Origin of the sequence: Plesiomonas sp. ZOR0011 (assembly GCF_000800945.1) — a bacterium.
Taxonomy (GTDB): domain Bacteria; phylum Pseudomonadota; class Gammaproteobacteria; order Enterobacterales; family CAMTGL01; genus Plesiomonas; species Plesiomonas shigelloides.
The window spans coordinates 33,056-54,951 of the sequence record NZ_JRKB01000014.1 but is presented as its reverse complement, the minus strand read 5'-3'; the positions used below and the strand labels follow the sequence as shown (position 1 = coordinate 54,951).

The window sequence follows — 21,896 nt, the reverse complement described above, 5'->3', positions numbered from 1 at the left end:
AGATTCGAACTCTAGAACGCTTTCGCGTCGCCGGTTTTCAAGACCGGTGCCTTCAACCACTCGGCCACTCTTCCGTTTTGTTGAGGCGCACTATAATCGTCACTGCCGTGAATGTAAAGCCTCGCTGAACTGTTTGCTGAGATTTCATGCAGTTTGCTGCTTTTTAATCCGCGTGAGACTTGAAACAGATCACATCTGCCCGCATATTTATCTCGTAGTGGGTGATAATCCGCTATCATCGCCGGGTAACAGGTAGCCCTGTCACTCACGTAATAAGCAACACATCACGTTAATGAGGCGACGCAATTAAAGAACGTCACCCGTTTGCCGTTATGCGGCCTTTGATTGATTAGCACGTACCGCATGTACGTTGTGTTTTTTTATTTTGTTCTCAATAACTTTTGATTTGAAGAAGGAATAGACCATGGAACCTATCGTTATCACGCAACGTGAAACGAGCCTGTTAAGTACCCACAAGGTATTGCGTAATACCTATTTACTGTTGGGCTTAACCCTCGCCTTTTCTGCGGCCGTCGCCACCACCAGCATGCTGATGGGCTGGCCACGTCCGGGAATGATTCTGACGCTGGTCGGTTTTTATGGCCTGTTTTTCTTAACCCAACGCTATGCCAACAGTGCTAAAGGTCTGGTCGCTACATTCGCGCTGACCGGTTTCATGGGCTACACCTTAGGCCCATTGCTGGGAATGTTCCTGAAAGCCGGTGCCGGTGATGTGATCCTGACTGCGCTTGGCGGAACGGCGTTGGTATTCTTTAGCTGCTCGGCTTACGTGCTGACTACCCGTAAAGACATGTCCTTTATGGGCGGTATGTTGACAGCTGGCGCTATCGCGCTGCTGGTGCTGATGGTCGCGGGTATTTTCCTGCAGATGCCAGCCATGCATCTGGCAATCAGTGCTCTGTTTGTTCTGTTCTCTTCTGGGATGATTTTGTTTGAAACCAGCAACATCATTCACGGCGGCGAAACTAACTACATCCGCGCGACCGTGAGCCTGTACGTTTCCCTGTATAACCTGTTTGTCAGCCTGCTCAGCATTCTGGGCATCATGCGTGACGAATAAGTGATGACAATGGCGTGAATACCGACTTTCACGTACACCCAACAACCCCTGCTACGGCAGGGTTTGTTTTTTGTGGATTTCAGCGCAAAATACCTTCCCTTTGAATCCTTGACACCGGAGCCTGAAAGGCATGACATCTCCTTTGGAATTTGCAGGACGTGTGATCGATACCGATGCCCACGGTTATCTTAAAAACAGTCAGGACTGGAGCGAAGCGCTCGCGCTGTTGATCGCCGAACGTGAAGGAATTGCGTTATCCGAAGCACACTGGGAAGTGGTGCACTTTGTGCGCGAGTTTTACCAAGAATACAACACCTCACCGGCTATTCGTATGCTGGTGAAAGCCATGGCTCAAAAGTATGGCGAGGAAAAAGGTAACAGCCGCTATCTGTATAAGCTGTTCCCTGAAGGTCCTGCCAAACAGGCCACCAAGATTGCGGGTTTGCCGAAGCCGGTTAAGTGTATTTAACGGATTTCAAATTCTCCCAATTCGCAAAAGGGTACCTCTTCTGCCATCAAACACTCGACGGTGGCAGAACGGGGGCCTTCGCTGAGCCAGTTAATAAAGCGGTTGATCGTCTCCTCATCGCCACAGGCCAGTACCTCGACACGCCCATCATTGAGGTTTTTGGCATAGCCTTTGATCCCCATCGCCAACGCTTTTTGTTGGGTGAAGTAACGAAATCCCACGCCTTGCACATGACCGGCTACCGAGATTTTCATGCTGATATTGCTCATGTCCCCTCCTGCTGTCCCCTCTTTTGAGTATCGCCTATAATCGAGCGGATATCCGGCTGAATAACGACAAGACGTGATACTGAACTCAGATTGCATTTCTTGCGCGTGTCACCGAGAATAGCGCCCCATTTCTATTTACCGTTCCTGCTGAGCATATAACCATGTCTGCACGTATCATTCTGGCCAAAGGCCGGGAAAAATCATTACTCCGCCGCCACCCGTGGATCTTCTCCGGTGCCATCGAGCGCGTGGAAGGCAAACCGTTGTCCGGTGAGACGCTGGATGTTTTTGACAAAGGCGGCAACTGGCTGGCCCGTGCGGCATGGTCCGCTGACTCGCAAATTCGCGGCCGCGTGTGGACATTCGATCGTGACGAGCAAATCGATCAAGATTTCTTTGTTCGCCGCCTGCAGCAAGCCCAGCAGTGGCGTAACGTGGTCGCAGCGCGTGATGACCTGACCGGTTATCGCCTGATTGCCGGTGAGTCTGATGGTCTGCCAGGGATCACCATTGACCGTTACGATAACTTTTTGGTGCTGCAGCTGCTCTCATCCGGTGCGGAGTTCCAGCGTCTGAACCTGATGAATGCCCTGCGCGAATGCTATCCAGAGTGCAACATCTATGAGCGCTCTGATGTCGCCGTGCGTAAGAAAGAAGGCTTAAAGCAAGTTACCGGTTTGCTGCACGGTGAAGAGCCACCAAAACTGCTGCCAATTCGTGAAAATGGCGTACAAATTCTGGTGGATATCAAAGAAGGTCACAAAACCGGTTTCTACCTTGACCAGCGTGAAAGCCGCTTGGCAGCCAGCCGCTATGTGAATGGCAAAAAAGTACTGAACTGCTTCTGCTATACCGGCGCGTTTGGCCTGTTTGCCCTGAAAGGCAACTGTAAGCAAGTGGTGAACGTGGATGTATCCCAGCCAGCGCTGGATATCGCCCGTCAAAACGCCGAGCTGAACGGTTTTGATATGAGCCGTGCCGAGTTCGTTCGTGCTGATGTCTTCAAGCTGCTGCGTGAATACCGTGAGCAGGGCGAGAAGTTTGATGTGATCATCATGGATCCACCAAAGTTCATCGAAAACAAAGGCCAACTGGCTGGCGGCTGCCGTGGTTACAAAGACATCAACATGCTGGCCATGCAACTGCTCAATCCGGGCGGTACGCTGCTGACTTACTCTTGCTCAGGTCTGATGGAATCTGGCCTGTTCCAGAAAATTCTGGCCGACGCTGCGCTGGATGCCAAACGTGAGGTGCAATTCGTTGAGCAATTCACGCAAGCAGCGGATCATCCTGTACTGAGTACCTACCCAGAAGGTCTGTACCTGAAAGGCTTCGCCTGCCGCGTGATCTAAGCACGCAGCCGATTCGGTCGCTGTGCTTCCATGCTGTGGCCGTTTGCTTAGTGCTGGGTTGTTGTGCCTCCACACTACCCAGCACTACTTCTTCATATCCTTTTTTGTTTTTCCTTTTGCCTCTGCTTTTCTCCTGTAGCGATTTTTTCCATAGCGACCTCCCTCTATCTCTTTGTTATTTATTACTGTTTTATCTAAATCATCCAACATCATTTATTTTTACGCTTTTGCTGCTCAGCGCGGGAGCAAGCGATAACATGCGCGGTCTAATAGAGAGTAAGAAGCAATAAGATTACGGTTACGCTCTTGAAATTATCCGATTACTCCCCCAGATTAAGAGGTAAGACGTCAGATTTTTTAGGAGGTCATCATGATTGCCGTGAAATTTAAACCCGGCCAGCAGGTTCGCCACAAGATGCTGGGCTCTCTCGGTGTCATCCTGGACGTAGACGCCGAATATTCACTGCAAAAACCGACCCCGGCAGAAATGGGGATTGATGATGCCCTTCGCTTGGCTCCGTGGTATCACGTGGTCATGGAGAATGAAGAGGGCGAGCCGGTTCACACGTATATTGCCGAGATGCAGCTGGATCGCGAAACGCTGCCACTGCACCCCGACCAACCCAACTTAGACGATTTGGCTGACACCATTGTCGAAGAGTTGGAAAAAAATCGGGCGCTGCATTAATACATACTCAGCGCTGATGCACAAAATCTTGCACCAAACACAAAGGCCACATCTATGCCCAATAGCAAATGATGTGGCTCTTTTTTTAGGCGACGTGAAACACGCGTATCAGGCTTTCTCTAAACCTAAACGCGGAATTTCAATTTTCGGGCAATGATCCATCACCACCTTTAACCCCGCCGCTTGTGCCAACGCCGCCGCCTCTTCGTTAATCACCCCTAACTGCAGCCACAGCGATTTAGCGCCAATGGCAATGGCTTCACCAGCAATCTCATAAGCTGCATCGGCACTGCGAAAAACATCCACCATATCGACCGGCTCATCAATCTCCGCCAACGTGCGTTTGACTTCCTGCCCCAGCAATTGCTGCCCCGCCAACCCCGGATTAACCGGAATGACGTGATACCCTTGCTCAAGCAAGTACGCCATCACGCGATAACTTGGTCGTTCCGGTTTATGACTCGCCCCCACCAGTGCAATGGTTCGCGTCGACTGTAATACCTCACGGATCAAGTCTTCGTGCATGGAAACCTCCTGTTACGATAATTCGCAAAAGACGATATGATCTTAGTCACACTGTTATATCCGGCTCAGGAAGTGATTGCAAAGTGTTGTATGATTCGGCATCTTTTGCTCACAGTTTTATGCATCTGTATTGCTGTATAGCATTTATGCCGGAAAGATCTGCAGTGGCCTGTAAGAACCGGCAACCTTAAGGAGATAATAATGAAATTGAGCCATCTTTACGCTGGGATGCTGGCCCTGTCCTGTGCAACTCCGGCTCTGGCAGCCAGCTTAACTGTTCCAACTGACGTTGAATTGCTGATGGTCGACGGCCAGAAAGTGCCAAGTGGACTGCTGAAAAGCACCCCACACGTGAATCTGCCAAACGAGACCAGCCAGATCCTGTTCCGCGTTGAGAAGATTGTTCGCTCCGGCTCTGACCAAACTCTGTTTACCTCAGCACCGATTGTGGCCTCATTCGATGCCAGCGCCGATCAAAAACTGACTATCGAGCTGCCAAAGCTGAATACCGATAGCGACGGTAAGCGCTTCAATCAATCACTGGATTTCCGTTTGGTCGACCAAAACGGCAAAACTGTCCCGTACAAATCAGACGTGCTGGCCGTTGATGGCTTGATGTCATCCCGCAATATCCAAGAAGCTCTGGCAACCTATAACCACTCCAGCTCTGCAGCTGCCATTGCCAACTTGGCACCAGCCATGACCGCGACCTTGGCCGTTCAGGTAGCAGCCGGTGCGGCAACTGCCGCAAATACCGCGGTTACCCAGCAAACTGTTACCGTGCAGGGTGAAAATGTGCCGGAGCAAATGTTACAGTACTGGTTCCAGCAAGCCGATGCCAAAACCCAGCAGCGCTTTATGAACTGGGCTAAAGATCACGCTCGTCCGTAATCCTGCCCTGCGCTGATCCGGCACGGTTTTGTCTGAGAATTCACAGCCTGTGGCTGTATAGTCAGTTACCGTGCCGGAAATCGGTGTTGTACCGATTTCTTGTGCAGAGATTTCAGGAAGGAACGCATGATGTATATCACAACCCGTACGATGCAGGCCCGCAAGCAGGTTGCACTGGTGGCCCATGACCACTGCAAAGAGGCCCTGCTGCGCTGGGTTGAAGAAAATATCGACACCCTGCGCAACCACGATTTGTATGCCACCGGAACCACCGGTTCCCTGATCTCCCGCGCCACCGGTCTTTCCATTCATAGCCTGCTGAGCGGCCCGATGGGCGGCGATCAGCAATTGGGCGCGTACATTTCCGAAGGCAAAATTGATGTGCTGTTCTTCTTCTGGGACCCACTCAATGCCGTGCCGCACGATCCAGACGTCAAAGCGCTGCTGCGTATTTCTGCCGTGTGGAATATTCCGGTTGCCACCAACCGCGCTACCGCCAATTTCCTGATCAAATCCCACCTGTTCAATGAGCCGGTCGACATTGAGATCCCGGATTACCAGCGCTACCTGAGTGAGCGTCTTGGCTGATTCTTAGCCATCAGTTAGCTATCGGTTCAAGAACACGCTTCACGAACACGATTCACTAACAAATAGTGCGCTGCGTTAGGATACCAAGCGATTAGCAATCTCTATCAGGTTGCCATCGGGATCGCGGATATAGAACGATAATAGAGGGCCGGTTGCGCCAGTGCGCTGTACCGGCCCTTCTTCTATCTGAACGCCATTGGCTTTAACCCAGCGCATCGCTTCATCTAACGGCGTTTTAGTCAATAAACAGAGGTCGGCACTGCCCGGCATCGGGGTCGCGGCGCAAGGTTGAATAGGTCTAGCAGCAGGATGCAAATTGATCTTTTGCTCACCAAAGTGCAAAGCCGTGCGCTGCTCTTTACCAAACGTCTCGGCATGCATGCCCAGAATATCCTGATAAAAATCGACCGTACGCTCGATGTCTTGCACGGTGAGAACCAAATGGTCGAGCGAGCAAAGGGTTAACATAGCACTCTCCTGTTATTGCACTGGCATGGCGTCAGCATAGTTAGCGGCGTAGAAATTGACCGTACTGTCCCACCATAGCACCAATTTGTGACCCTGTATGGCTACCGCGGCTATTCAATACCCGATACCAGCCATCGCCAATAGCCAATAGCCAATAGCCAATAGCCAATAGCCAATAGCCAATGATTGGCCTCATCGAGCATCGTAATTATTGTGCTCGCCGGTAAAGCGGGACGTCAGCTTCGCGCAAGCGCGCCAAAAACCGCGATGGTTCAACGTTATGATCAGCCGAGTAATCAGTGGAATCGGCGGCTAACAGCCAGGTTTTCGCCCGCGCCCGGGTTAACACCAAATACAATAAGCGCCGCTCTTCGGCATCAGGAAAATATTCGGCGGGCGGTAACAGCGCCAGTTCGACCAGCGTTTCCCGCACGGGTGCCGGAAAGCCCTCACTACCGCCCTGTAAACCCGTCAAAATGAGGTGCTCGCACTCAACGCCTATCAGCTCAGTCAGGGGGATATAGCGTAACGACAGGCGTGGCCAGCGCCGCGCCGCGTAGTCCACACAAGCCGGTCGCTGTATAGCTGAGCGGCCGCTAATGACCACGGATTGCGTTGGCTGCAACACGCCGGAGAGTAAATCCAACAGTGGCTCTAATTCACCTTCCGGTAAGATGCGCACTGGGTGTTTGCTCGCCTTATTAGGTGTATCACTGTTGGCGCCATGCCACTCGATATCCCGATAATCTGGGTGCTGCTGCGCTAAACGCTGATTCACCGCCACTGCCGCAGCAGGCTGGCGAAAATCGGTATCAAGCGTGATGCAATACGGCTCACCAAAACGGGCAGCAACATCGCGGCGCAGCGAAGTGCCATCGCCAACATAACGGGTGATGCGCTGCCAATCATCGCCAAGGGCGTAGAAACGAGTCTGTCGATGCGTGACCAACGGTTGCAGCAAGTCCAGTTGCCGCGGAGACAAGAGCTGCGCATCGTCGCAAATAATGTGGGTAAACAAGCTGACATAGCGGCCTGCCGCCAGCAAGTCTTGCGCTTGCTGCTCTAGCGTCAGACTATCTTGGGTACGCGCCTCTTTGAGGTGAGTGCGCCACGCTTTTAACAGCGGATTCAGTAGCCGCAGTTTTTTCTGCAGTGCTGGCTGCATCTCTTCATCCACCTGCGACTCAAGCCAACTTTTCTGACTGCCCGCCTGCCGACGCAGCAACATCAACCAACGATCGAGACGAACGCTTAATCGAGCGCATAGCACAGGATCTTGCCAGAATACCTCCTCCGCTAATGGCCAGCCCAACTCTTCGCCTAACCACTGCGCCCAACCTTTGGCTTGCGCGGCCTTCTCACTGCACTGGTTTTGCCACTGCGCAATCCAGAATGCGCAGCGCGCTGTGTGATCTGTTTCTAACGCATTGAGCTCGCTCAGCTTGCGGCTATCGGCCTGCGCCACAATGTGCGCGCCCAACTCATGCATCAGCCATATCGCGGGTAACGCCGCGTCTTGGCCCAGTGTAGATCGCAGCACCTGCAACATTCGCTCACGGCTAGCGGGAGCGCCGGCTAACAGCAAAATCTGCGACGCTTGCGCGCCCTCTTGTTGCATCAGCCATGCGGCGCGCGCAGCGGCAATATGGGTTTTCCCGCTGCCCGCAATACCCAGCACCAGAACCCGAGGTTCGTTAAGGAGCAAAGCCTCTAATTGCGATTCAGTCGGCTGCGCGGCTGTAGGTAAGCAACCACCAAACAAATCAAACTCTTGCTGGCGCAGACGCTGGATAAACTGCTGGTTGTAACGTCGCGTCAGCTCTTCGCCTTCATCCAGCCAACGTTGGCAGAAGCTAAAAGGCTCCGCACATGCATCCAAACAGGCAACGCGCTGTGGGGCTATCGGTAACGCTTGCCACGCTTGCAAAATCGTCTGCTGCAGCTGTTGCAGTTCATCGTGGGCCAACCAGCGCAACGCTTTGAGACGGCTGATCAGTGGCCCCCCTGCTTGCGCCAGCGCTTGTAACACCAACGGTAGCATCTCTTGTGTCCACTGCTGCCAGCGGCTTTCCAACTCGGCACAAAATGCGCGGGTGGCATTCCAATCGGTACCATGCAAGGTGATCGTCTCGCCCTCGGCCAACACTACTTGCAACTCGCCCCACACAATGCCACGGCGTATCTCTAGAGCGAGCAGCTGCCGAAACGGGACGATTAACTGTTCACTGCGAGATTGAGCATCGCGATGCGATTCAGTGCGAAATTCATGAGGGCGCTCATCGGTGGGCATACCGCGGCTAAAGCACAGGGCGTCATTCACCACTTCAACGGTGTGAAAAGGGTGCTGCGAAAGTCGGCGTCCGAGGCGGGTGGCAGTCAGTTTCATTGCGGCTACGTCATCCTTGGCATCATTGTATTGCGGTTAATTCAGCAGCGGAGTGTCGCTCGACCTAAGTCGTACACGGCTTGCTAACCAACAAGGTAGAACAGAAAGCGCTTATCCTGCATACAGGGTATGGCATAATGCCGCTTGGCGTAACAAGCTGCTGCCGTTATTGCGAAAAACACGCTAAAATCAGCACAATAATTGCTTTTTACAGGAGTCATCCCGTGGCAACTGCACTGAATATTTTTAACTTTGTAATGGGTGGCTTCATCACCACAATCAGCTGGTTTTTAGCTACCCTGCTCAGCATTGTGTGTATCGTTACCTTACCACTCACCCGCGCATGTTGGGAAATCACCAAGATGTCGTTAGTGCCATACGGTAACGATGTCGTGAAAGTCGACGATCTGGAAAACCGCAGCAACTCTTTGCTCGCTGCCGGTGGTTTTCTGCTCAACGTCATCTGGTTTGTGATTGCCGGTTGGTGGTTGTGTCTGGTGCACATTGCCGTGGGAATCGGCCAGTGCCTGACTCTGATCGGTATTCCGGTTGGGATCGCCCATTTCAAATTAGCCGTTGTGGCATTGTGGCCAGTCGGTCGCCGCGTCGTTCCTAGTGAATTAGCGCGTCAAATTCGCAATGAAAAAGCGCAAATCACGATTGACCGCTATCGCCGCTAACAGGACGTTCAGTACCATCTATGGGTTCGTTTTCCCGACTTCGTCATTCGTTAAATAATAGCCGCTTCCAATACTGCCTGATGATTTTCATCGCCTTGGCAGGAGCGGCGCTATTTCCTTGGTTGACCGGTGAAGTGCTGTCCACCATTCCGGTTACGCTGGGGGTGGTCGCCGCCGCGTTGACCGATCTTGATGATCGCCTCAGTGGTCGCTTGCGCAATATTTTTATCACGCTGCTGTGCTTTTTTATCGCTTCGGTCTCCATTGAGATCTTATTCCCCTACCCGTGGCTGTTTGCCATTGGTCTTTTGATCTCTTCGTTCTGCTTTACCATGCTGGGCGCGATTGGTCAGCGCTACGCCACCATCTCTTTTGGTGCGCTGCTGATTGCGATTTACACCATGCTGGGGGTGACGCTGTACGATACTTGGTATCAGCAACCCTTGCTGCTGCTAGCCGGTGCGGTGTGGTACAGCCTGATTGCACTGCTCAGTCATGCGCTGCGCCCTGTACGACCGGTGCAGGAAAATCTGGCCAACTGCTATGAACTGCTGGCGCGCTATCTGGATGCCAAGAGCGCCTTTTTCGACCCCGATGAAGCTGACCGCTATGATGAGCTGCAAATTCAGGTTGCGCTCAGTAATGGCGCACTGGTCAGTAGCCTGAACCAGACCAAGCTTTCCCTGTTATCACGCCTGAAAGGCGACCGTGGCCAACGCAGTACGCGCCGTTTGCTGCGCTACTATTTTGTGGCGCAAGACATTCACGAACGCGCCAGCTCGGCGCATAACCAGTATCACGCACTGGCCAAGCGCTTTCGCCACTCCGATGTGCTATTTCGCTTCCAGCGCCTGCTGCTGTTGCAGGCCAAAGCCTGCCGTCAGTTAGCCAAGTCAATTATCAGTGGCGATGACTACAACCACGATTTTCGCTTTGAACGCGCTTTTAATCTGCTCAATGCCTCTCTGGAGCGACATCAGCCACAACAAGCGGAAGATAAGCGTCTGCTGGCCTCGCTCAATTTTGTGCTGCGTAATTTACAAGCGATTGACTGGCAACTGTCGCATATTGAATCAGAGCAGATCATTGGCTTGCCACAAGACAACACGCTGGCTGACGATGGGTTGCACGGCATTCGCGATATCTGGACGCGCATTCGCAATCAGCTGACGCCCGGTTCGGCGCTGTTTCGCCATGCAGTGCGGATGTCGCTGGTACTGTGCGCCGGTTATGCCTGCATCATGGCGTTTAATATGGAGCGCGGGTACTGGATTTTGCTGACCAGTTTGTTTGTTTGTCAGCCTAACTACAGTGCCACCCGTCTGCGCTTGCGTCAACGGGTACTCGGCACCTTGGCGGGAATTATCGCCGGCTTACCGCTGCTGTATCTGATCCCATCACAAGAAGGTCAGCTGGTGCTGATTGTCGTTCTTGGCGTGCTGTTTTTTGCCTTTCGTACCGTGCAATACGGCTACGCCACCGCCTTTATTACCATGCTGGTGCTGTTCTGCTTTAACTTGATGGGAGCCGGTTTTGATATCGCTATTCCGCGAGTCACCGACACCCTGATTGGTTGCGGGATCGCATGGCTGGCCGTGACCTTTGTGTGGCCGGATTGGCGCTATCGCCGTCTGCCGTTGGTGATCCAGCGTGCCATCGACAGCAATACCAGCTATCTGAGCGAAGTGATTGCCCAGTATCAGCAAGGTAAGGATGACAGCCTGAGCTATCGCATCGCACGGCGCGCTGCGCACAACGCCGATGCCGAGCTGGCATCGGTGATCTCCAACATGAGTTCAGAGCCACTACGTTCACGGCGCATCCTCGAAGAAGGCTTTCGCTTGCTGTGCCTGAATCATGCCATGCTGGGCTATATCTCCGCGCTGGGGGCGCACCGCCATAAACTGCCGGATAACGCCGAATCACGCACACTGCTAAAAGAGGTCAGTCAGCATATTTTGCATCAGCTGCAAGCGGTTTCGGCGCAGTTGCAAGCCTGCCCTGCCCCTGAGCACAACAATACACAGCAATTTGCGCAGTCACTTTTAGAGCAAGATCTGCAAGATTCGGACTCGCGTTTTGTTCTGCAACAGCTAGGCTTAATTAACAGAATGTTGAACGAACTCAGTTCACTGACACAAAAAATTGTCTGCCGTTATGCAGAGGGGAGCGCAAGCTAGCGCAGCGCAGTGAGCGGCCCCGCTGTCGGCCGGCAGACAGAAGCAAGATAACTGTCATCGCAATCATGCATGATGATTATTTTGGTGCTCAATGCCGGCCGCTTTCGGAGCATGTCATGGAATACGCCCCTATCCGCTACATCCCGCGCATTTTGCTGGTTGATGACTCGCGCGCCACGCTGATGCTGCTGAGCACGATCCTCAAGCCGTATGGTGAAATACTGGTATCGATGGATGGGTTAACTGCGCTGCATGTCGCACGTGAAAGGCAGCCCGATTTGATTGTGCTGGATATCGAAATGCCCGGTCTGTGCGGCTTTGATACCTGCAAAATGCTCAAGCAAGATCCGCTCACCCGCGATATCACGGTGATTTTCATCACCAAATACCACAATCCACAAGAAGAGATCGAAGCGCTAAGAAGTGGCGCGGTCGATTTTATCACCAAACCCTTTAATGCCACGGTGGTCAAAACCCGCGTGAGGATTCAGCTGAGTTTGAAAAAACAGGCGGATTTACTGCGCCAGCAGGTCAACTTAGATGGTCTGACGGAAGTGTATAACCGACGCGCGTTGAACGTGGATTTAGATAATGAAATCCGCCGCCATGCGCGCACCAACCAGCCGCTGGGGTTGGCGCTGTTGGATGTGGATCACTTCAAACTGTACAACGATTTTTATGGTCACCTAGAGGGCGATAGCTGCCTGAAACGACTGGCGAGAGTGCTGCAATCCACGACTCGGCGCGCCTCTGAGCGTGTATATCGCTACGGTGGTGAGGAGTTTGCCATTATTTTGCCCAATACCAACGAAGGCGAAATTCGCCAGTACGGTGAATTCCTTTGCCAGAAAATTCGCCAGCAACAATGGGCGCACAATATGTCGCCGGACACCGGCAATATTGTTACCGTGAGTATTGGGGTTGTTTCTATAACGCCCAGTAATGAAACAGGCGATGAATTGCTGGATCGCGTCGACCAAGCGCTGTATCACGCCAAAAAATCGGGGCGCAATCAAATTAAGTATTGGCTCGATACCTAAAACATCCCGTAATTCTTTGTTTTTACTCTTCTATCTTGCTTTCCCTGCCGATGAAAAAAGTGCTTTGCACGGCACGGTTATCCCCACGTTGACAAGATAAAATAAGGCTTTCTATGCGATGAAGCACGTTCTGACTCGATTTTTCAGAATGTAAACGGTATTCTTTGCCACCGTTTTCAAGAAATTCAGAGATGCCTTCCATGTTCAAAAAAATTCAGATGATGTTTGCTGCCCTGCTGTGTACCGCCCTACTGGCGGCATGTAGCCAATTAACTCAGTACGCACTGACTGAGCAACAGGTGAACGAGTACCTGCAGCAAAAAGTGGAATTCCAAAAACAACTGGGTCTGCCGGGCGTTTTTGAAGCCAACATTACCCTGAAGGACATGCAAGCAAAAATCGGGCGCGCTGAGCCAAATCAGGTGATTTTGAACGGCACCGCTGATCTGAATCTGAGCACATTGGTGGGACAAGAGCATGCCAACGTGGCGCTCTCTTTAGCCGCTCGCCCATACTTTGACAGTGAAACCGGTGCTATCTATCTGCGTGAAATGCAGCTGCTGAATGCCACCGTAACGCCACAATCACTGGAAAAAAGCACCAAAGTGCTGATGCCATACCTGAAAAACTCACTGCAATTGTTCTTTAACCAGACGCCGGTTTATGTGCTGGACTCAAACCGCAGTAAAGAAGAAGCGCTGGTACGTCAGCTAGCAAAAGGCATCGAAATCAAACCGGGTAAAATTATTATCCCCCTGTCTGAATAATGATGGCCTCTGAATAAGTACGGCTTCTGAATGACGGCCAACGCTGAATCAGGGCTTGCTGACTTTGTCAGCACTGCTGAGCAAATACAGCGATGGGAAAAGTGATCACATTATCTCTGTGTTAAAAAAAGCCCCTGCACTGCAGGGGCTTTTTCGTATGTGGCAAACTATGTAGCAAACTGTGTAACAAGCACAGCAAGCACAGAGTGTTTACACCAATCGGTTAATTGGCCACATCAGGCGTTATCACTCTCATCGCCATTTTGCGCTTCTAACTGCTCCACCAGCTCATCAGCCATGGCTGATAGGGCTTCACGGGTCAGCACCGCCAGCGCGCGGTAGAAACCGGTTTTGGCATGCATCTCAACTTGCCCCAACACTTTCGCCGCCGTTGGCAACAGATAGTGCTGGAACAGCGCCTCTTGCGCCGACACTTCATCTTCTGCGCTTTGATCTTCAACCCATGAGGCCGTTAGCAGCATCTGGCCAAAGTGACCACCAGCTACCGTGCCTGCGCCCGGCATGCCCACTTGCTGTTGGAAAGCCGCAAAGCCTTGAACATCAATACCATGCTGTTCAGCTAGCAGTGATACGGCACCGTTATCACCAAACAGTTCGCTATAATCGGTGCACAGTGCCGCCACATCTTGCGGCTGACGCAACTGCTTGAGGGCAAACTCGCTGTTATCACTCAATACCAGCGGCCACAATTCGCTAAGGGCACCTTGCTGCAGCATATTAAGTACTGGCGGCATCACCGCATCATCCGGACGACGATAAAACAGCGTGCCGAACAAACGGCATAAGGTTGAAAAGGTGTTCATGGCAGATCCTGCGGCTAATCAAACAAAAAGCGGAGTTTACTCGTTTACCGCTGCCGGCGCATCTTCCGCCTCATGATCAAAGCGTTGATACTGCATAAAATGATCCACTTGATGGATCACATCCCAGGTGTAAATCATGTTGGTATGGGTCGCACTGACATCAATATGATCGGTTTCCCCCGGCAAACAAGCTTCGCGCACCAACACTAAACCGTCGCTTGGCTCTTGATCCAGTTGCCAGAATAATAACGGCCGCATCCCCACTGCGGTGGTTCCAGCGATAGTGCCTAAAGGAATAGGGACATCCCAATGATCGGGCAGATCGCTTTCCAATAACCCGTGGCTACCCGAATTGCCAATCAGCCATCCCATCCCCAATTGCTGCAAGCGCTCGGCACTGCTGGCCCGCTGATGCGGGGTACCCAACGTCACCACACTGCTCACGCCACGTGGGCGGTGCTGGTGCAAATAATAGCGAATGATCAGCCCGCCGAGACTGTGGCCAACTAAGTGCACCGGCATATCGTGCGCATTGCTCAGCAAATTATCCAAACGCTGATAAATCTCTTCCAGCTCGATATTTAACGAGTTATAGGCAAATGTTTCGGTCTGCCAACCCAGATAATGCAGACGATCGGTAAACGGCTGCATGATCAGCCGATTCATAAACAGACCGTGTATCACTATCACCAGACCTTGACGTTCTTGTGGCATCGTACACAACCTTTTTTATCAAAACTTTTAGTCAATAGACCGTTAACTCAAGCGTCATTACAGCCGACGAGCCATTGCTCGGCATCAAGCTCGGTATATTTCTTATCCGCATGAATATCTTTTCATGCCCCACCGGCGCTCACACGCACTTAAGCTAACTTATCCGCTTCGCATCACACAATTATGACTGATTCTCTTATTATTGCCGTGCAAGACGGACGAAATACTGCCCCGCACCTGTCAGCCTGATGAGGGACACAAAAATAAAAATGTCACTAGAGCCAACGCGCACCAACGTGTAAGGTAAGCCTATGCGCTGAATCATGTTTTTTGGTCAGTTTTACTCTGTCTGTTAGGATTTCCCGATATGGCTCTGGCAATTTTTGACCTTGATGACACCCTGCTCGCCGGGGACAGTGCCAGCCTGTGGCTGGAATATATGGTGAATACCGGCATGGCGCCTTTTAGCATGCTGGCCACCGAGCAAGCCATGATGCAGCAATACCGTAAAGGTGCATTGGACATGTCTGCCTATCTCGATTTCACCTTAGCGCCACTACGCGGCCTGTCTGTGAGCGAAATCCAAGAGCGGGTAGAACAATTCGTCACGCACATGATTGCGCCACGAATTTACCCAGAAGGGATAGCACGCCTCGATTGGCATCGCCAGCGCGGTGATATTCCACTGCTGATTTCTGCCAGCCCTGCACACATCGTGCATCCGATTGCGCGTCTATTGGGTATCGAGCACAGTTTAGCCATCGAGCTAGAAACCCGCGATGACTGCTACACTGGCCAGAGCTGCGGTACACTGACGTACCGAGAAGGGAAAGTTATCCGCTTACAGCAGTGGCTGACTGAACATCCGGCTTACTCGATTGAGCGCAGTTTTGGCTACAGCGACTCACGCAATGACATCCCGCTGCTGTCAGCCACCGATCGACCGTATGTCATCAACCCCGATCGCAAACTGCACAGCGTAGCACTAGCCCAAGGTTGGACAGTACTGTGCTGGAACGCACCGGTCTAGTGCCAACGCAGAGACATTAACGGCTGCCCGTTTGACCGTGGCAGCCGTTGTTTTATTCCATACCGCGTCAGTTATTCACGCGAGGTTGTTATTTTAGCTCTCTGCACTTGGCCGCTTACAGCACCTACATGGATCGCGAGCACAGTTCGCTCATCAACAGTGCATTGGCTGAACCGGCAGGGATTTGCTCAAAAGGCGCCGCTTCATAGCTAGCCATAATGAAGCGCTTGCCATCTTGTTGGGTGACCGAAATACGATCCGTGGCGCTTTGCTTTTGCGCGCAATCCAAGCGGACTTGGCTTTGCTGCCCGACTAACAGTAGCGTACCAATCTCTGTGGGGCTGACATAATCTAATCGCACCTGCGCATGGGTAATGCCTTTGTCGTCCGTCGTGGCGGTCATCGTATCAACATACACTTGCCCATCGGCAGTGCTGCCCAGCGGTTTCCACGTTTCCTCCGCCGCCTGTGCCGAAATGGATACCATCAATGTCAGTAAAGTGAAAACTGACAACCCAACCCACATTCCCCATGTGACTTGAGAAACCCAAGAGACGTGAGAGCTAGATTGAACACTGGATTGCTTGTGAGATGAACGGGATGGCACAGTGTTAACGCCACGTAAGCGAACTTCGGCCAGTTTACCTAATCGGTTCATACGCGCCCCTATCTGCTTAAGTTATTGTTTGCTTAAGTTATTGCCTAAGTTATTACTTAAGCTAATCCGCTCAGCTTGTACTCGATTGGTTTTCGCTCAATCAGCCTGCTCGTAATCAATGCTCTCGTAATCAGCGTACTCGCAATCAACATCGCAACAATCTGTATATTCAGCGTATGGCTAAAGCCCTGGCTGGATAACAAGGAAAGTAGCTGTAATCGTCAGGCGAGCTCGGAAATTTCGAGCATCACACTGAGGTCTACAACCGGCAGAGCGCCTCCTTGTGCCTGTGATCAAGCGTAGGTAACTTTTTCTGTCTACCGCCATTAATTCGTGACGCGAATCACCGTTTCTGCTGTAAACCGATTCAGCCTGCGGCATAATGGCCAACACGGGCATTGTGCCCACGACAACAACAAGATCGCCGGCGATGGCTGCGCTCTCTATTGCATGCATGTCATGCGATGAGTCAGCGCACCACGACCGAGATCAGAAGGAGTTAAGCGATGACAAAATATATCGGTGCCCATGTCAGTGCCGCTGGCGGCGTAGATCAAGCGGTTTGGCGCGCCAAAGAGCTCAATGCCACCGCCTTTGCCCTCTTCACCAAAAATCAGCGCCAATGGAACGCCGCGCCACTGACTGACAGTATGATTGCCGCCTTCAAACAGGCCTGCGAGCAAACGGGCTTTCGCCCTGAGCAGATCCTGCCGCATGACAGTTACCTGATTAATTTGGGGCATCCGGAAAGTGAAGCCTTGGAAAAATCGCGCGCGGCCTTTTTAGATGAAATGCAGCGTTGTGAGCAGCTGGGTCTGACTTTGCTGAATTTCCATCCGGGAAGTCATCTCAACAAAATCAGTGAAAGTGAAAGTCTGGCCAAAGTTGCCGAATCCATCAATTTAGCGCTGGCGCAAACCCACGGGGTGACCGCCGTGATCGAAAATACGGCCGGACAGGGTTCTAATCTGGGCTGGCGTTTTGAACATCTGGCAGAAATTATTGCGCAGGTCGAAGATAAAAGTCGGGTCGGGGTTTGTATCGATACCTGCCACACCTTCGCCGCAGGCTATGATTTAAGCTCTCTGGACGCCTGCGCTAAGACCTTCGCCGAATTCGACGCCGTGGTTGGTTTTCAGTATCTGCGCGGCATGCACATCAACGATGCCAAGAGCACGCTAGGTAGCCGCGTAGACCGCCATGACAGCCTCGGCGTTGGCAATATAGGTAAACCAGCCTTTGAATTTATCATGGCCGATCCGCGTTTTGACGGCATTCCCTTGATTTTGGAAACCGTAAATCCAGATATCTGGCCGCAAGAGATTGCGTGGTTAAAATCGCTGGCCAACGCTGCGTAAGCATAAATGGCTAAGTGCCACTGGCGAGAAACCACGAGCCAATGTGCAAATAGCGCCAATAGCCAATAGCCAATAGCCAATAGATAGAAGCCAGAAAAAAGGCAAAGAAAAAGGGAGACACTCGTGGTCTCCCTTTTTAATGCTTCGTACAGTTAAATCTTACACATCAACTTGCTGCACCAAGGCCGACAGGAAAGCATCAGACAGCTGGTTGTTACGCACTTTCTCTTCAATATCGTGCGCGCTGTACGCAGAGCCTTTATAGACCACCACCACGCTGCGATCACCTGGGCGCAGGAAATGGGTTTCCCCAAACTCGGTATAACGGGTCGCGCCAATGCTGATCAGTGCCTGTGTTGGATACCCGGCTTTTTTCAACAGCTCCGCAATGTTCTCGGCTGGGCCTTCATCTTTTTGGAAGTTCATCTGGTTAATCAGCCAGTCAATCAGACGCTGGTGAAAATAGCTGTAGTCCACCACTGGGCTATCAACCCCATAGCGGTACACTTCCGAGCCACGCACCAGATAGCAACCAATCCGGTAGTCATCCATCACGCCGCCTGGCGCAAATTGGTCAATCTCCAGCAAAGTGGAGGAAATCCCCTTGCTGCATGGACCCCAGTTTTTCTTTTCACTGATTTTACGTGCATTCGGGCGACGAATTGAGCAGTCGTTATAGGCGGCGAAATAGCGAGGCGTCAGGCCCACCACCAACCCATCTTGATAGTGAATATCACACAGCAACGCCACTTCGGGCTCAATTTGCAGGTTATCGGCATCTGCTGGCGGCACAATATGGTCGCTCGACAGGGGATAGGTCTGCAAAAAACCGGCATCTGCTGATGGTACATAGAATGGGAAAATGGCTTTCGGAGCAACGGCATCGGCCACTTTCACCGCCACAAAATCTTTGGCCTCACCTGCCTGCTCAAGATGTCCAGCAAAGTTACCGGCCACACCCAAACCAATCACGTGCTCAAAATTCATGTCCGATGTCTCTTTTGATAAGTCGCTGTCAATAAAACAGATTGAATAAAAATAAGGCGGAAAAAGCCGCGAATTAGCACCAGAGTTTACCGATTAATGCCGCCGATATCCGAGTGCCACGTCAAACTTGTCAGCATAAAAAAATAAGCGCATGATTTTAATATTGTTTTATTTTGAGTTGGACATAGTTCATGAATCGGCCTTATGTCGGCGTCGGCGTTATCTTGCAACGTACAGACGGAAAAATTTTGGTGGGAAAACGCAGTGCTAAGCATGCCCCTTACTGGTCTATCCCAGGTGGACATCTGGAGGCTGGCGAGTCATTTGCCGAATGCGCTATTCGTGAAGTGGCAGAAGAGACCGGCTTGGTCATCAGCAACCCGCAAGTGATTGCCCTGACCAACAATTTAGAGACCTTCCAGCAAGAAGGAAAACACACCGTTTCCGTCTGCTTATTGGCCCATACCGAGGGCGAGCCGCAAAATCTGGAGCCACACAAGTGTGAAGGTTGGCGCTGGGTTGAGCCCACCGCACTGCCTGAGCCGCATTTTGAAGCCAGTCGGTTATCTATCTACTGCTGGTTGAATAAGCAGATGACGGCGGATCTGGCCACCGTTCGGAATGCCGCACAATAATGCCAGCCTGAACCTTCCTAGGTCACCTCGTAGACACATCGTGTTCCAGCTTCCACCCTATTGGATTTTCTTTGAACTCATAAGGCAAGCGAAGCGCTGTTCTCGATAGTCTTCTGCTCCCAGCCATCATTGGCGCTGTACCGAAACAGCGTCAATTCCATCTAAAACGTCTTTTCGATATCGATTGCGCAAAAATAACGCTAAAGCTATGCAATTGGATGCCGATAAGGCCGTTCATAATGGTGTCATTGTGTCTTTATTATTTATAATCCAATACATTATTTTAATAAAATCAGCATGTTAATTTTTAAATTTAACAGTCATAGCGATAAATAATAATTTGAGTCAAATATGACTCAAATACATATAAAACATACACATTACCCACGTAATGCCTGTGACTATGTTGGTTTTATTTTATGTTTTTGTTGTTCGTAGTCTGCCAGGCATGTACATGCGCTTATCCGAGTGGAGAGGCCATGTTTCAAGGATCTTTGCTATGCATGCCGGTAATCAGCCGTTAAGGATCACGCCGTAATTTATGTTTTATAAAAATATCTCGATAGGAAAAAAAATCGCTCTGGTGTTCTCATTTGTCGCCGCCGTCTGCATGATGTTAGGGCTATTTTTAAGCCATGCCCTGCATGGTGTCCAAAATCGCTCTTTGGATTTTACTGACTCGGTGCTCCCTAGCATTATTTCAGTGGAAACCTTGCGCAACCACATCACTTCGATTCGCAGTGATCAATTTGCCATCTTGCTGGAAGATGGCACTCAAGTGCAAAAGCGCCGCAACACCATCATGCAGGAGATCGAGCAAACCAATTTGGATTTGCAAAGTTATGGCAGTACGGTGGTAGCTCAAGAGCGTCCGCATTACGAACGTTTTCGTAAAGACTGGCAGCAATACATTCGCGTATCGCACACCTTTGAACAATTGGTACTGCAAGGACAAACCGCTCAAGCTCAGCAACTGCTGATCCAATCACGCGAGCTGTCCGATAACATGGAGGATTCCATCGCCAAATTGGTGCAAATCAACCTGGCGTTTGTTCGCGATAGTCGCTCTGATTTGCTGGATAAAATCGCACTGATCATCAAAGCCAATATCGGCAGTATTGGCCTGCTGATGCTGTTTATGGCGGGCATGACCGTGTTCTTAACACGCCAAATTTGCCCACCACTGCAAGCGGTGGTGGAACAAGCCAACGCCATTGCCTCCGGTAATCTGACTCATCGCTTTGATAACCGCTACATAAGTAACGATGAGCTGGGTCTATTGGCCAAAGCGTCACTGAAGATGCAAGATAACTTGCGTGTCATCATTGAAGAAGTAGTCACCGCCGCCACTCAGCTTGGCGTGGCGATCGAATCTGTCGACACCGTCTCCGAACACACCACCAACGGCATTCAGAACCAGCAGCGCGAGATTTCTTTGGTGGCCACCGCGATGACCGAGATGAAAGCTACCGTGGCTAACGTGGCCGATAACACCGAAACCGCCTCTCAGTCTGCGGCTGCCGCCAATGATCTGGCTCGTCAGGGCAATCGGGATGTGCGCCAATCGCTCAATGAAATCACGCAAGTCGCGCAGGAAATCGAACATGCCGGCTCACTGGTTACCGAACTGGAGCGTGAATCGGCGCAGATCAATATGGTGGTGGATGTGATTCGTAGCATCGCCGATCAAACCAACTTACTGGCACTGAATGCGGCAATTGAAGCCGCGCGAGCCGGTGAGCAAGGCCGTGGATTTGCGGTTGTAGCCGATGAAGTCCGTACCTTGGCGGGCCGCACTCAAGCTTCTACCGGCGAAATCATCGCGATCATCGAAACCCTGCAGGCGAAAGCCAATCAGGCGAAAGATGTCACCGGTCAGACATGCGAGATGATCCGTCACTGCGTAGCGCAAAGCCGTAATACCAGCGAAGGGATCCAGCAGATCGAAGAAGCAGTATCGCAGATCGCCGATATGGCCTTGCAGATTGCCAGCGCCTGTAGCGAACAAGATGCGGTATCGGAAGAGTTGGATCGCAATATTGAGCGAATCAATGAATCGTCCAACGCGGTGGCGCAAGATGCTTATCACACCACCGAGGCTTGCCATGAGTTAGGCCAATTGGCCGCACGCCTGCAACAAAGCGTGGCGCACTTCCGCTTAGCGTAATTCTCCCTCGATCTGTACTGAATTACGCCGATTTACGCATAAAGAACGCTAATTAAGCTCGCTATTTATTGAACACAATATCTAGCGAGCTGGCCGCGTTCGTAGGCAACTGAGTCGCCTATTTGACCTACTGTATTGT

Annotated in this window: 25 protein-coding genes; 14 read left to right on the top strand and 11 right to left on the bottom strand. The window is 51.5% G+C overall.

Features of this window, described 5'->3' with window-relative positions; genetic code table 11:
* The first annotated feature begins 424 nt into the window (after nucleotides 1–424).
* Nucleotides 425–1,081 carry a Bax inhibitor-1 family protein gene (locus L975_RS02495; protein ID WP_047707006.1) on the top strand — a complete coding sequence of 219 codons (657 nt, stop codon included), beginning with the start codon at nucleotides 425–427 and terminating at the stop codon, nucleotides 1,079–1,081.
* Nucleotides 1,082–1,211: 130 nt separating this feature from the next.
* The gene (tusE, locus tag L975_RS02490; protein WP_036768522.1) at nucleotides 1,212–1,550 is read left to right on the top strand and encodes a sulfurtransferase TusE; all 339 of its coding nucleotides are present in this window, start codon (nucleotides 1,212–1,214) and stop codon (nucleotides 1,548–1,550) included.
* Here the strand turns inward: tusE and yccX are convergent.
* Nucleotides 1,547–1,819, bottom strand: a complete 273-nt coding sequence (gene yccX, locus L975_RS02485) for an acylphosphatase (protein WP_010861969.1) — start codon at nucleotides 1,817–1,819, stop codon at nucleotides 1,547–1,549. The two genes, tusE and yccX, sit on opposite strands and share 4 nt — an antisense overlap.
* Nucleotides 1,820–1,980: 161 nt before the next feature.
* Between yccX and rlmI the strand changes: the two genes are divergently transcribed.
* Entirely contained in the window at nucleotides 1,981–3,171 is a 1,191-nt protein-coding gene (rlmI, locus tag L975_RS02480) for a 23S rRNA (cytosine(1962)-C(5))-methyltransferase RlmI (RefSeq protein WP_010861970.1), read from the top strand.
* Between the two features lie 84 nt (nucleotides 3,172–3,255).
* On the opposite strand, the gene L975_RS18625 is transcribed toward rlmI, so the two are convergent.
* Nucleotides 3,256–3,384 (bottom strand): hypothetical protein, encoded by a 129-nt coding sequence (locus L975_RS18625; protein WP_255359242.1) that lies wholly within the window; start codon nucleotides 3,382–3,384, stop codon nucleotides 3,256–3,258.
* A 157-nt stretch (nucleotides 3,385–3,541) separates the two neighbouring features.
* On the opposite strand from L975_RS18625, the gene hspQ reads away from it, so the two are divergent.
* Nucleotides 3,542–3,859, top strand: a complete 318-nt coding sequence (gene hspQ / locus L975_RS02475; protein ID WP_010861971.1) for a heat shock protein HspQ — start codon at nucleotides 3,542–3,544, stop codon at nucleotides 3,857–3,859.
* A gap of 108 nt (nucleotides 3,860–3,967) precedes the next feature.
* On the opposite strand, the gene L975_RS02470 is transcribed toward hspQ, so the two are convergent.
* Nucleotides 3,968–4,384: a CoA-binding protein gene (locus L975_RS02470; protein ID WP_010861972.1), complete on the bottom strand. Its 417-nt coding sequence runs from the start codon at nucleotides 4,382–4,384 to the stop codon at nucleotides 3,968–3,970.
* Nucleotides 4,385–4,585: 201 nt separating this feature from the next.
* On the opposite strand from L975_RS02470, the gene L975_RS02465 reads away from it, so the two are divergent.
* Together L975_RS02465 and L975_RS02460 are read left to right on the top strand one after the other, a co-directional pair.
* On the top strand, nucleotides 4,586–5,275 hold the full coding sequence (locus L975_RS02465) for a DUF2057 domain-containing protein (RefSeq protein ID WP_047707004.1): 690 nt from the start codon (nucleotides 4,586–4,588) through the stop codon (nucleotides 5,273–5,275).
* Between the two features lie 129 nt (nucleotides 5,276–5,404).
* A complete protein-coding gene (locus L975_RS02460) occupies nucleotides 5,405–5,863 on the top strand; it encodes a methylglyoxal synthase (RefSeq protein WP_010861974.1) in 459 nt (152 codons plus the stop codon).
* Between the two features lie 75 nt (nucleotides 5,864–5,938).
* Here L975_RS02460 and L975_RS02455 read toward each other — a convergent pair whose 3' ends face one another.
* Genes L975_RS02455 through helD form a run of 3 tightly spaced genes read right to left on the bottom strand, consistent with a single transcriptional unit; the run spans nucleotide 5,939 to nucleotide 8,717 of the window.
* Nucleotides 5,939–6,331 (bottom strand): VOC family protein, encoded by a 393-nt coding sequence (locus L975_RS02455; protein ID WP_039046168.1) that lies wholly within the window; start codon nucleotides 6,329–6,331, stop codon nucleotides 5,939–5,941.
* A gap of 40 nt (nucleotides 6,332–6,371) precedes the next feature.
* On the bottom strand, nucleotides 6,372–6,527 hold the full coding sequence (locus tag L975_RS18025) for a hypothetical protein (RefSeq protein ID WP_156121070.1): 156 nt from the start codon (nucleotides 6,525–6,527) through the stop codon (nucleotides 6,372–6,374).
* A 12-nt stretch (nucleotides 6,528–6,539) separates the two neighbouring features.
* Nucleotides 6,540–8,717 carry a DNA helicase IV gene (helD, locus tag L975_RS02450; RefSeq protein WP_047707002.1) on the bottom strand — a complete coding sequence of 726 codons (2,178 nt, stop codon included), beginning with the start codon at nucleotides 8,715–8,717 and terminating at the stop codon, nucleotides 6,540–6,542.
* Nucleotides 8,718–8,941: 224 nt separating this feature from the next.
* On the opposite strand from helD, the gene L975_RS02445 reads away from it, so the two are divergent.
* The 3 genes from L975_RS02445 to L975_RS02435 all read left to right on the top strand — a co-directional run bounded on the left by L975_RS02445 (nucleotide 8,942) and on the right by L975_RS02435 (nucleotide 12,617).
* Complete coding sequence (locus L975_RS02445) at nucleotides 8,942–9,397, top strand: YccF domain-containing protein (RefSeq protein WP_039046166.1); 456 nt, start codon at nucleotides 8,942–8,944, stop codon at nucleotides 9,395–9,397.
* Between the two features lie 20 nt (nucleotides 9,398–9,417).
* Entirely contained in the window at nucleotides 9,418–11,577 is a 2,160-nt protein-coding gene (yccS, locus tag L975_RS02440) for a YccS family putative transporter (RefSeq protein ID WP_036768525.1), read from the top strand.
* Between the two features lie 116 nt (nucleotides 11,578–11,693).
* Nucleotides 11,694–12,617 (top strand): diguanylate cyclase domain-containing protein, encoded by a 924-nt coding sequence (locus L975_RS02435; protein ID WP_047706999.1) that lies wholly within the window; start codon nucleotides 11,694–11,696, stop codon nucleotides 12,615–12,617.
* A 22-nt stretch (nucleotides 12,618–12,639) separates the two neighbouring features.
* Here L975_RS02435 and L975_RS18020 read toward each other — a convergent pair whose 3' ends face one another.
* Entirely contained in the window at nucleotides 12,640–12,819 is a 180-nt protein-coding gene (locus L975_RS18020; RefSeq protein ID WP_156121068.1) for a hypothetical protein, read from the bottom strand.
* Here L975_RS18020 and L975_RS02430 point away from each other — a divergent pair.
* Nucleotides 12,818–13,384, top strand: a complete 567-nt coding sequence (locus L975_RS02430) for a lipoprotein (RefSeq protein WP_047706997.1) — start codon at nucleotides 12,818–12,820, stop codon at nucleotides 13,382–13,384. The genes L975_RS18020 and L975_RS02430 overlap by 2 nt on opposite strands.
* 236 nt (nucleotides 13,385–13,620) lie before the next feature.
* Here the strand turns inward: L975_RS02430 and L975_RS02425 are convergent, their stop codons facing one another.
* Nucleotides 13,621–14,208, bottom strand: a complete 588-nt coding sequence (locus tag L975_RS02425; protein WP_047706995.1) for a molecular chaperone — start codon at nucleotides 14,206–14,208, stop codon at nucleotides 13,621–13,623.
* A 36-nt stretch (nucleotides 14,209–14,244) separates the two neighbouring features.
* The gene (locus L975_RS02420; RefSeq protein ID WP_039046164.1) at nucleotides 14,245–14,922 is read right to left on the bottom strand and encodes a triacylglycerol lipase; all 678 of its coding nucleotides are present in this window, start codon (nucleotides 14,920–14,922) and stop codon (nucleotides 14,245–14,247) included.
* Between the two features lie 367 nt (nucleotides 14,923–15,289).
* Between L975_RS02420 and L975_RS02415 the strand changes: the two genes are divergently transcribed.
* On the top strand, nucleotides 15,290–15,952 hold the full coding sequence (locus L975_RS02415; protein WP_039046163.1) for an HAD family phosphatase: 663 nt from the start codon (nucleotides 15,290–15,292) through the stop codon (nucleotides 15,950–15,952).
* A 124-nt stretch (nucleotides 15,953–16,076) separates the two neighbouring features.
* On the opposite strand, the gene L975_RS02410 is transcribed toward L975_RS02415, so the two are convergent.
* Complete coding sequence (locus L975_RS02410; protein ID WP_156121066.1) at nucleotides 16,077–16,610, bottom strand: surface-adhesin E family protein; 534 nt, start codon at nucleotides 16,608–16,610, stop codon at nucleotides 16,077–16,079.
* A 506-nt stretch (nucleotides 16,611–17,116) separates the two neighbouring features.
* Here L975_RS02410 and nfo point away from each other — a divergent pair.
* Entirely contained in the window at nucleotides 17,117–17,968 is an 852-nt protein-coding gene (gene nfo, locus L975_RS02405) for a deoxyribonuclease IV (protein WP_047706991.1), read from the top strand.
* A gap of 159 nt (nucleotides 17,969–18,127) precedes the next feature.
* On the opposite strand, the gene L975_RS02400 is transcribed toward nfo, so the two are convergent.
* Entirely contained in the window at nucleotides 18,128–18,955 is an 828-nt protein-coding gene (locus L975_RS02400; protein WP_047706989.1) for a DUF5718 family protein, read from the bottom strand.
* 191 nt (nucleotides 18,956–19,146) lie between these two features.
* On the opposite strand from L975_RS02400, the gene L975_RS02395 reads away from it, so the two are divergent.
* Nucleotides 19,147–19,590 (top strand): NUDIX hydrolase, encoded by a 444-nt coding sequence (locus tag L975_RS02395; protein WP_047706987.1) that lies wholly within the window; start codon nucleotides 19,147–19,149, stop codon nucleotides 19,588–19,590.
* A 541-nt stretch (nucleotides 19,591–20,131) separates the two neighbouring features.
* Nucleotides 20,132–21,757 (top strand): methyl-accepting chemotaxis protein, encoded by a 1,626-nt coding sequence (locus L975_RS02390; protein ID WP_047706986.1) that lies wholly within the window; start codon nucleotides 20,132–20,134, stop codon nucleotides 21,755–21,757.
* Nucleotides 21,758–21,896: the final 139 nt, after the last annotated feature.

Excerpts from the sequence above, each read along its gene's own strand:
- L975_RS02495 (WP_047707006.1), top strand. The coding sequence starts at position 425 with ATGGAACCTATCGTTATCACGCAACGTGAAACGAGCCTGTTAAGTACC.
- tusE (WP_036768522.1), top strand. The coding sequence starts at position 1,212 with ATGACATCTCCTTTGGAATTTGCAGGACGTGTGATCGATACCGATGCC.
- yccX (WP_010861969.1), bottom strand. The coding sequence starts at position 1,819 with ATGAGCAATATCAGCATGAAAATCTCGGTAGCCGGTCATGTGCAAGGC.
- rlmI (WP_010861970.1), top strand. The coding sequence starts at position 1,981 with ATGTCTGCACGTATCATTCTGGCCAAAGGCCGGGAAAAATCATTACTC.
- L975_RS18625 (WP_255359242.1), bottom strand. The coding sequence starts at position 3,384 with ATGATGTTGGATGATTTAGATAAAACAGTAATAAATAACAAAGAGATA.
- hspQ (WP_010861971.1), top strand. The coding sequence starts at position 3,542 with ATGATTGCCGTGAAATTTAAACCCGGCCAGCAGGTTCGCCACAAGATG.
- L975_RS02470 (WP_010861972.1), bottom strand. The coding sequence starts at position 4,384 with ATGCACGAAGACTTGATCCGTGAGGTATTACAGTCGACGCGAACCATT.
- L975_RS02465 (WP_047707004.1), top strand. The coding sequence starts at position 4,586 with ATGAAATTGAGCCATCTTTACGCTGGGATGCTGGCCCTGTCCTGTGCA.
- L975_RS02460 (WP_010861974.1), top strand. The coding sequence starts at position 5,405 with ATGTATATCACAACCCGTACGATGCAGGCCCGCAAGCAGGTTGCACTG.
- L975_RS02455 (WP_039046168.1), bottom strand. The coding sequence starts at position 6,331 with ATGTTAACCCTTTGCTCGCTCGACCATTTGGTTCTCACCGTGCAAGAC.
- L975_RS18025 (WP_156121070.1), bottom strand. The coding sequence starts at position 6,527 with ATGAGGCCAATCATTGGCTATTGGCTATTGGCTATTGGCTATTGGCTA.
- helD (WP_047707002.1), bottom strand. The coding sequence starts at position 8,717 with ATGAAACTGACTGCCACCCGCCTCGGACGCCGACTTTCGCAGCACCCT.
- yccS (WP_036768525.1), top strand. The coding sequence starts at position 9,418 with ATGGGTTCGTTTTCCCGACTTCGTCATTCGTTAAATAATAGCCGCTTC.
- L975_RS02435 (WP_047706999.1), top strand. The coding sequence starts at position 11,694 with ATGGAATACGCCCCTATCCGCTACATCCCGCGCATTTTGCTGGTTGAT.
- L975_RS02430 (WP_047706997.1), top strand. The coding sequence starts at position 12,818 with ATGTTCAAAAAAATTCAGATGATGTTTGCTGCCCTGCTGTGTACCGCC.
- L975_RS18020 (WP_156121068.1), bottom strand. The coding sequence starts at position 12,819 with ATGGAAGGCATCTCTGAATTTCTTGAAAACGGTGGCAAAGAATACCGT.
- L975_RS02425 (WP_047706995.1), bottom strand. The coding sequence starts at position 14,208 with ATGAACACCTTTTCAACCTTATGCCGTTTGTTCGGCACGCTGTTTTAT.
- L975_RS02420 (WP_039046164.1), bottom strand. The coding sequence starts at position 14,922 with ATGCCACAAGAACGTCAAGGTCTGGTGATAGTGATACACGGTCTGTTT.
- L975_RS02415 (WP_039046163.1), top strand. The coding sequence starts at position 15,290 with ATGGCTCTGGCAATTTTTGACCTTGATGACACCCTGCTCGCCGGGGAC.
- L975_RS02410 (WP_156121066.1), bottom strand. The coding sequence starts at position 16,610 with ATGAACCGATTAGGTAAACTGGCCGAAGTTCGCTTACGTGGCGTTAAC.
- nfo (WP_047706991.1), top strand. The coding sequence starts at position 17,117 with ATGACAAAATATATCGGTGCCCATGTCAGTGCCGCTGGCGGCGTAGAT.
- L975_RS02400 (WP_047706989.1), bottom strand. The coding sequence starts at position 18,955 with ATGAATTTTGAGCACGTGATTGGTTTGGGTGTGGCCGGTAACTTTGCT.
- L975_RS02395 (WP_047706987.1), top strand. The coding sequence starts at position 19,147 with ATGAATCGGCCTTATGTCGGCGTCGGCGTTATCTTGCAACGTACAGAC.
- L975_RS02390 (WP_047706986.1), top strand. The coding sequence starts at position 20,132 with ATGTTTTATAAAAATATCTCGATAGGAAAAAAAATCGCTCTGGTGTTC.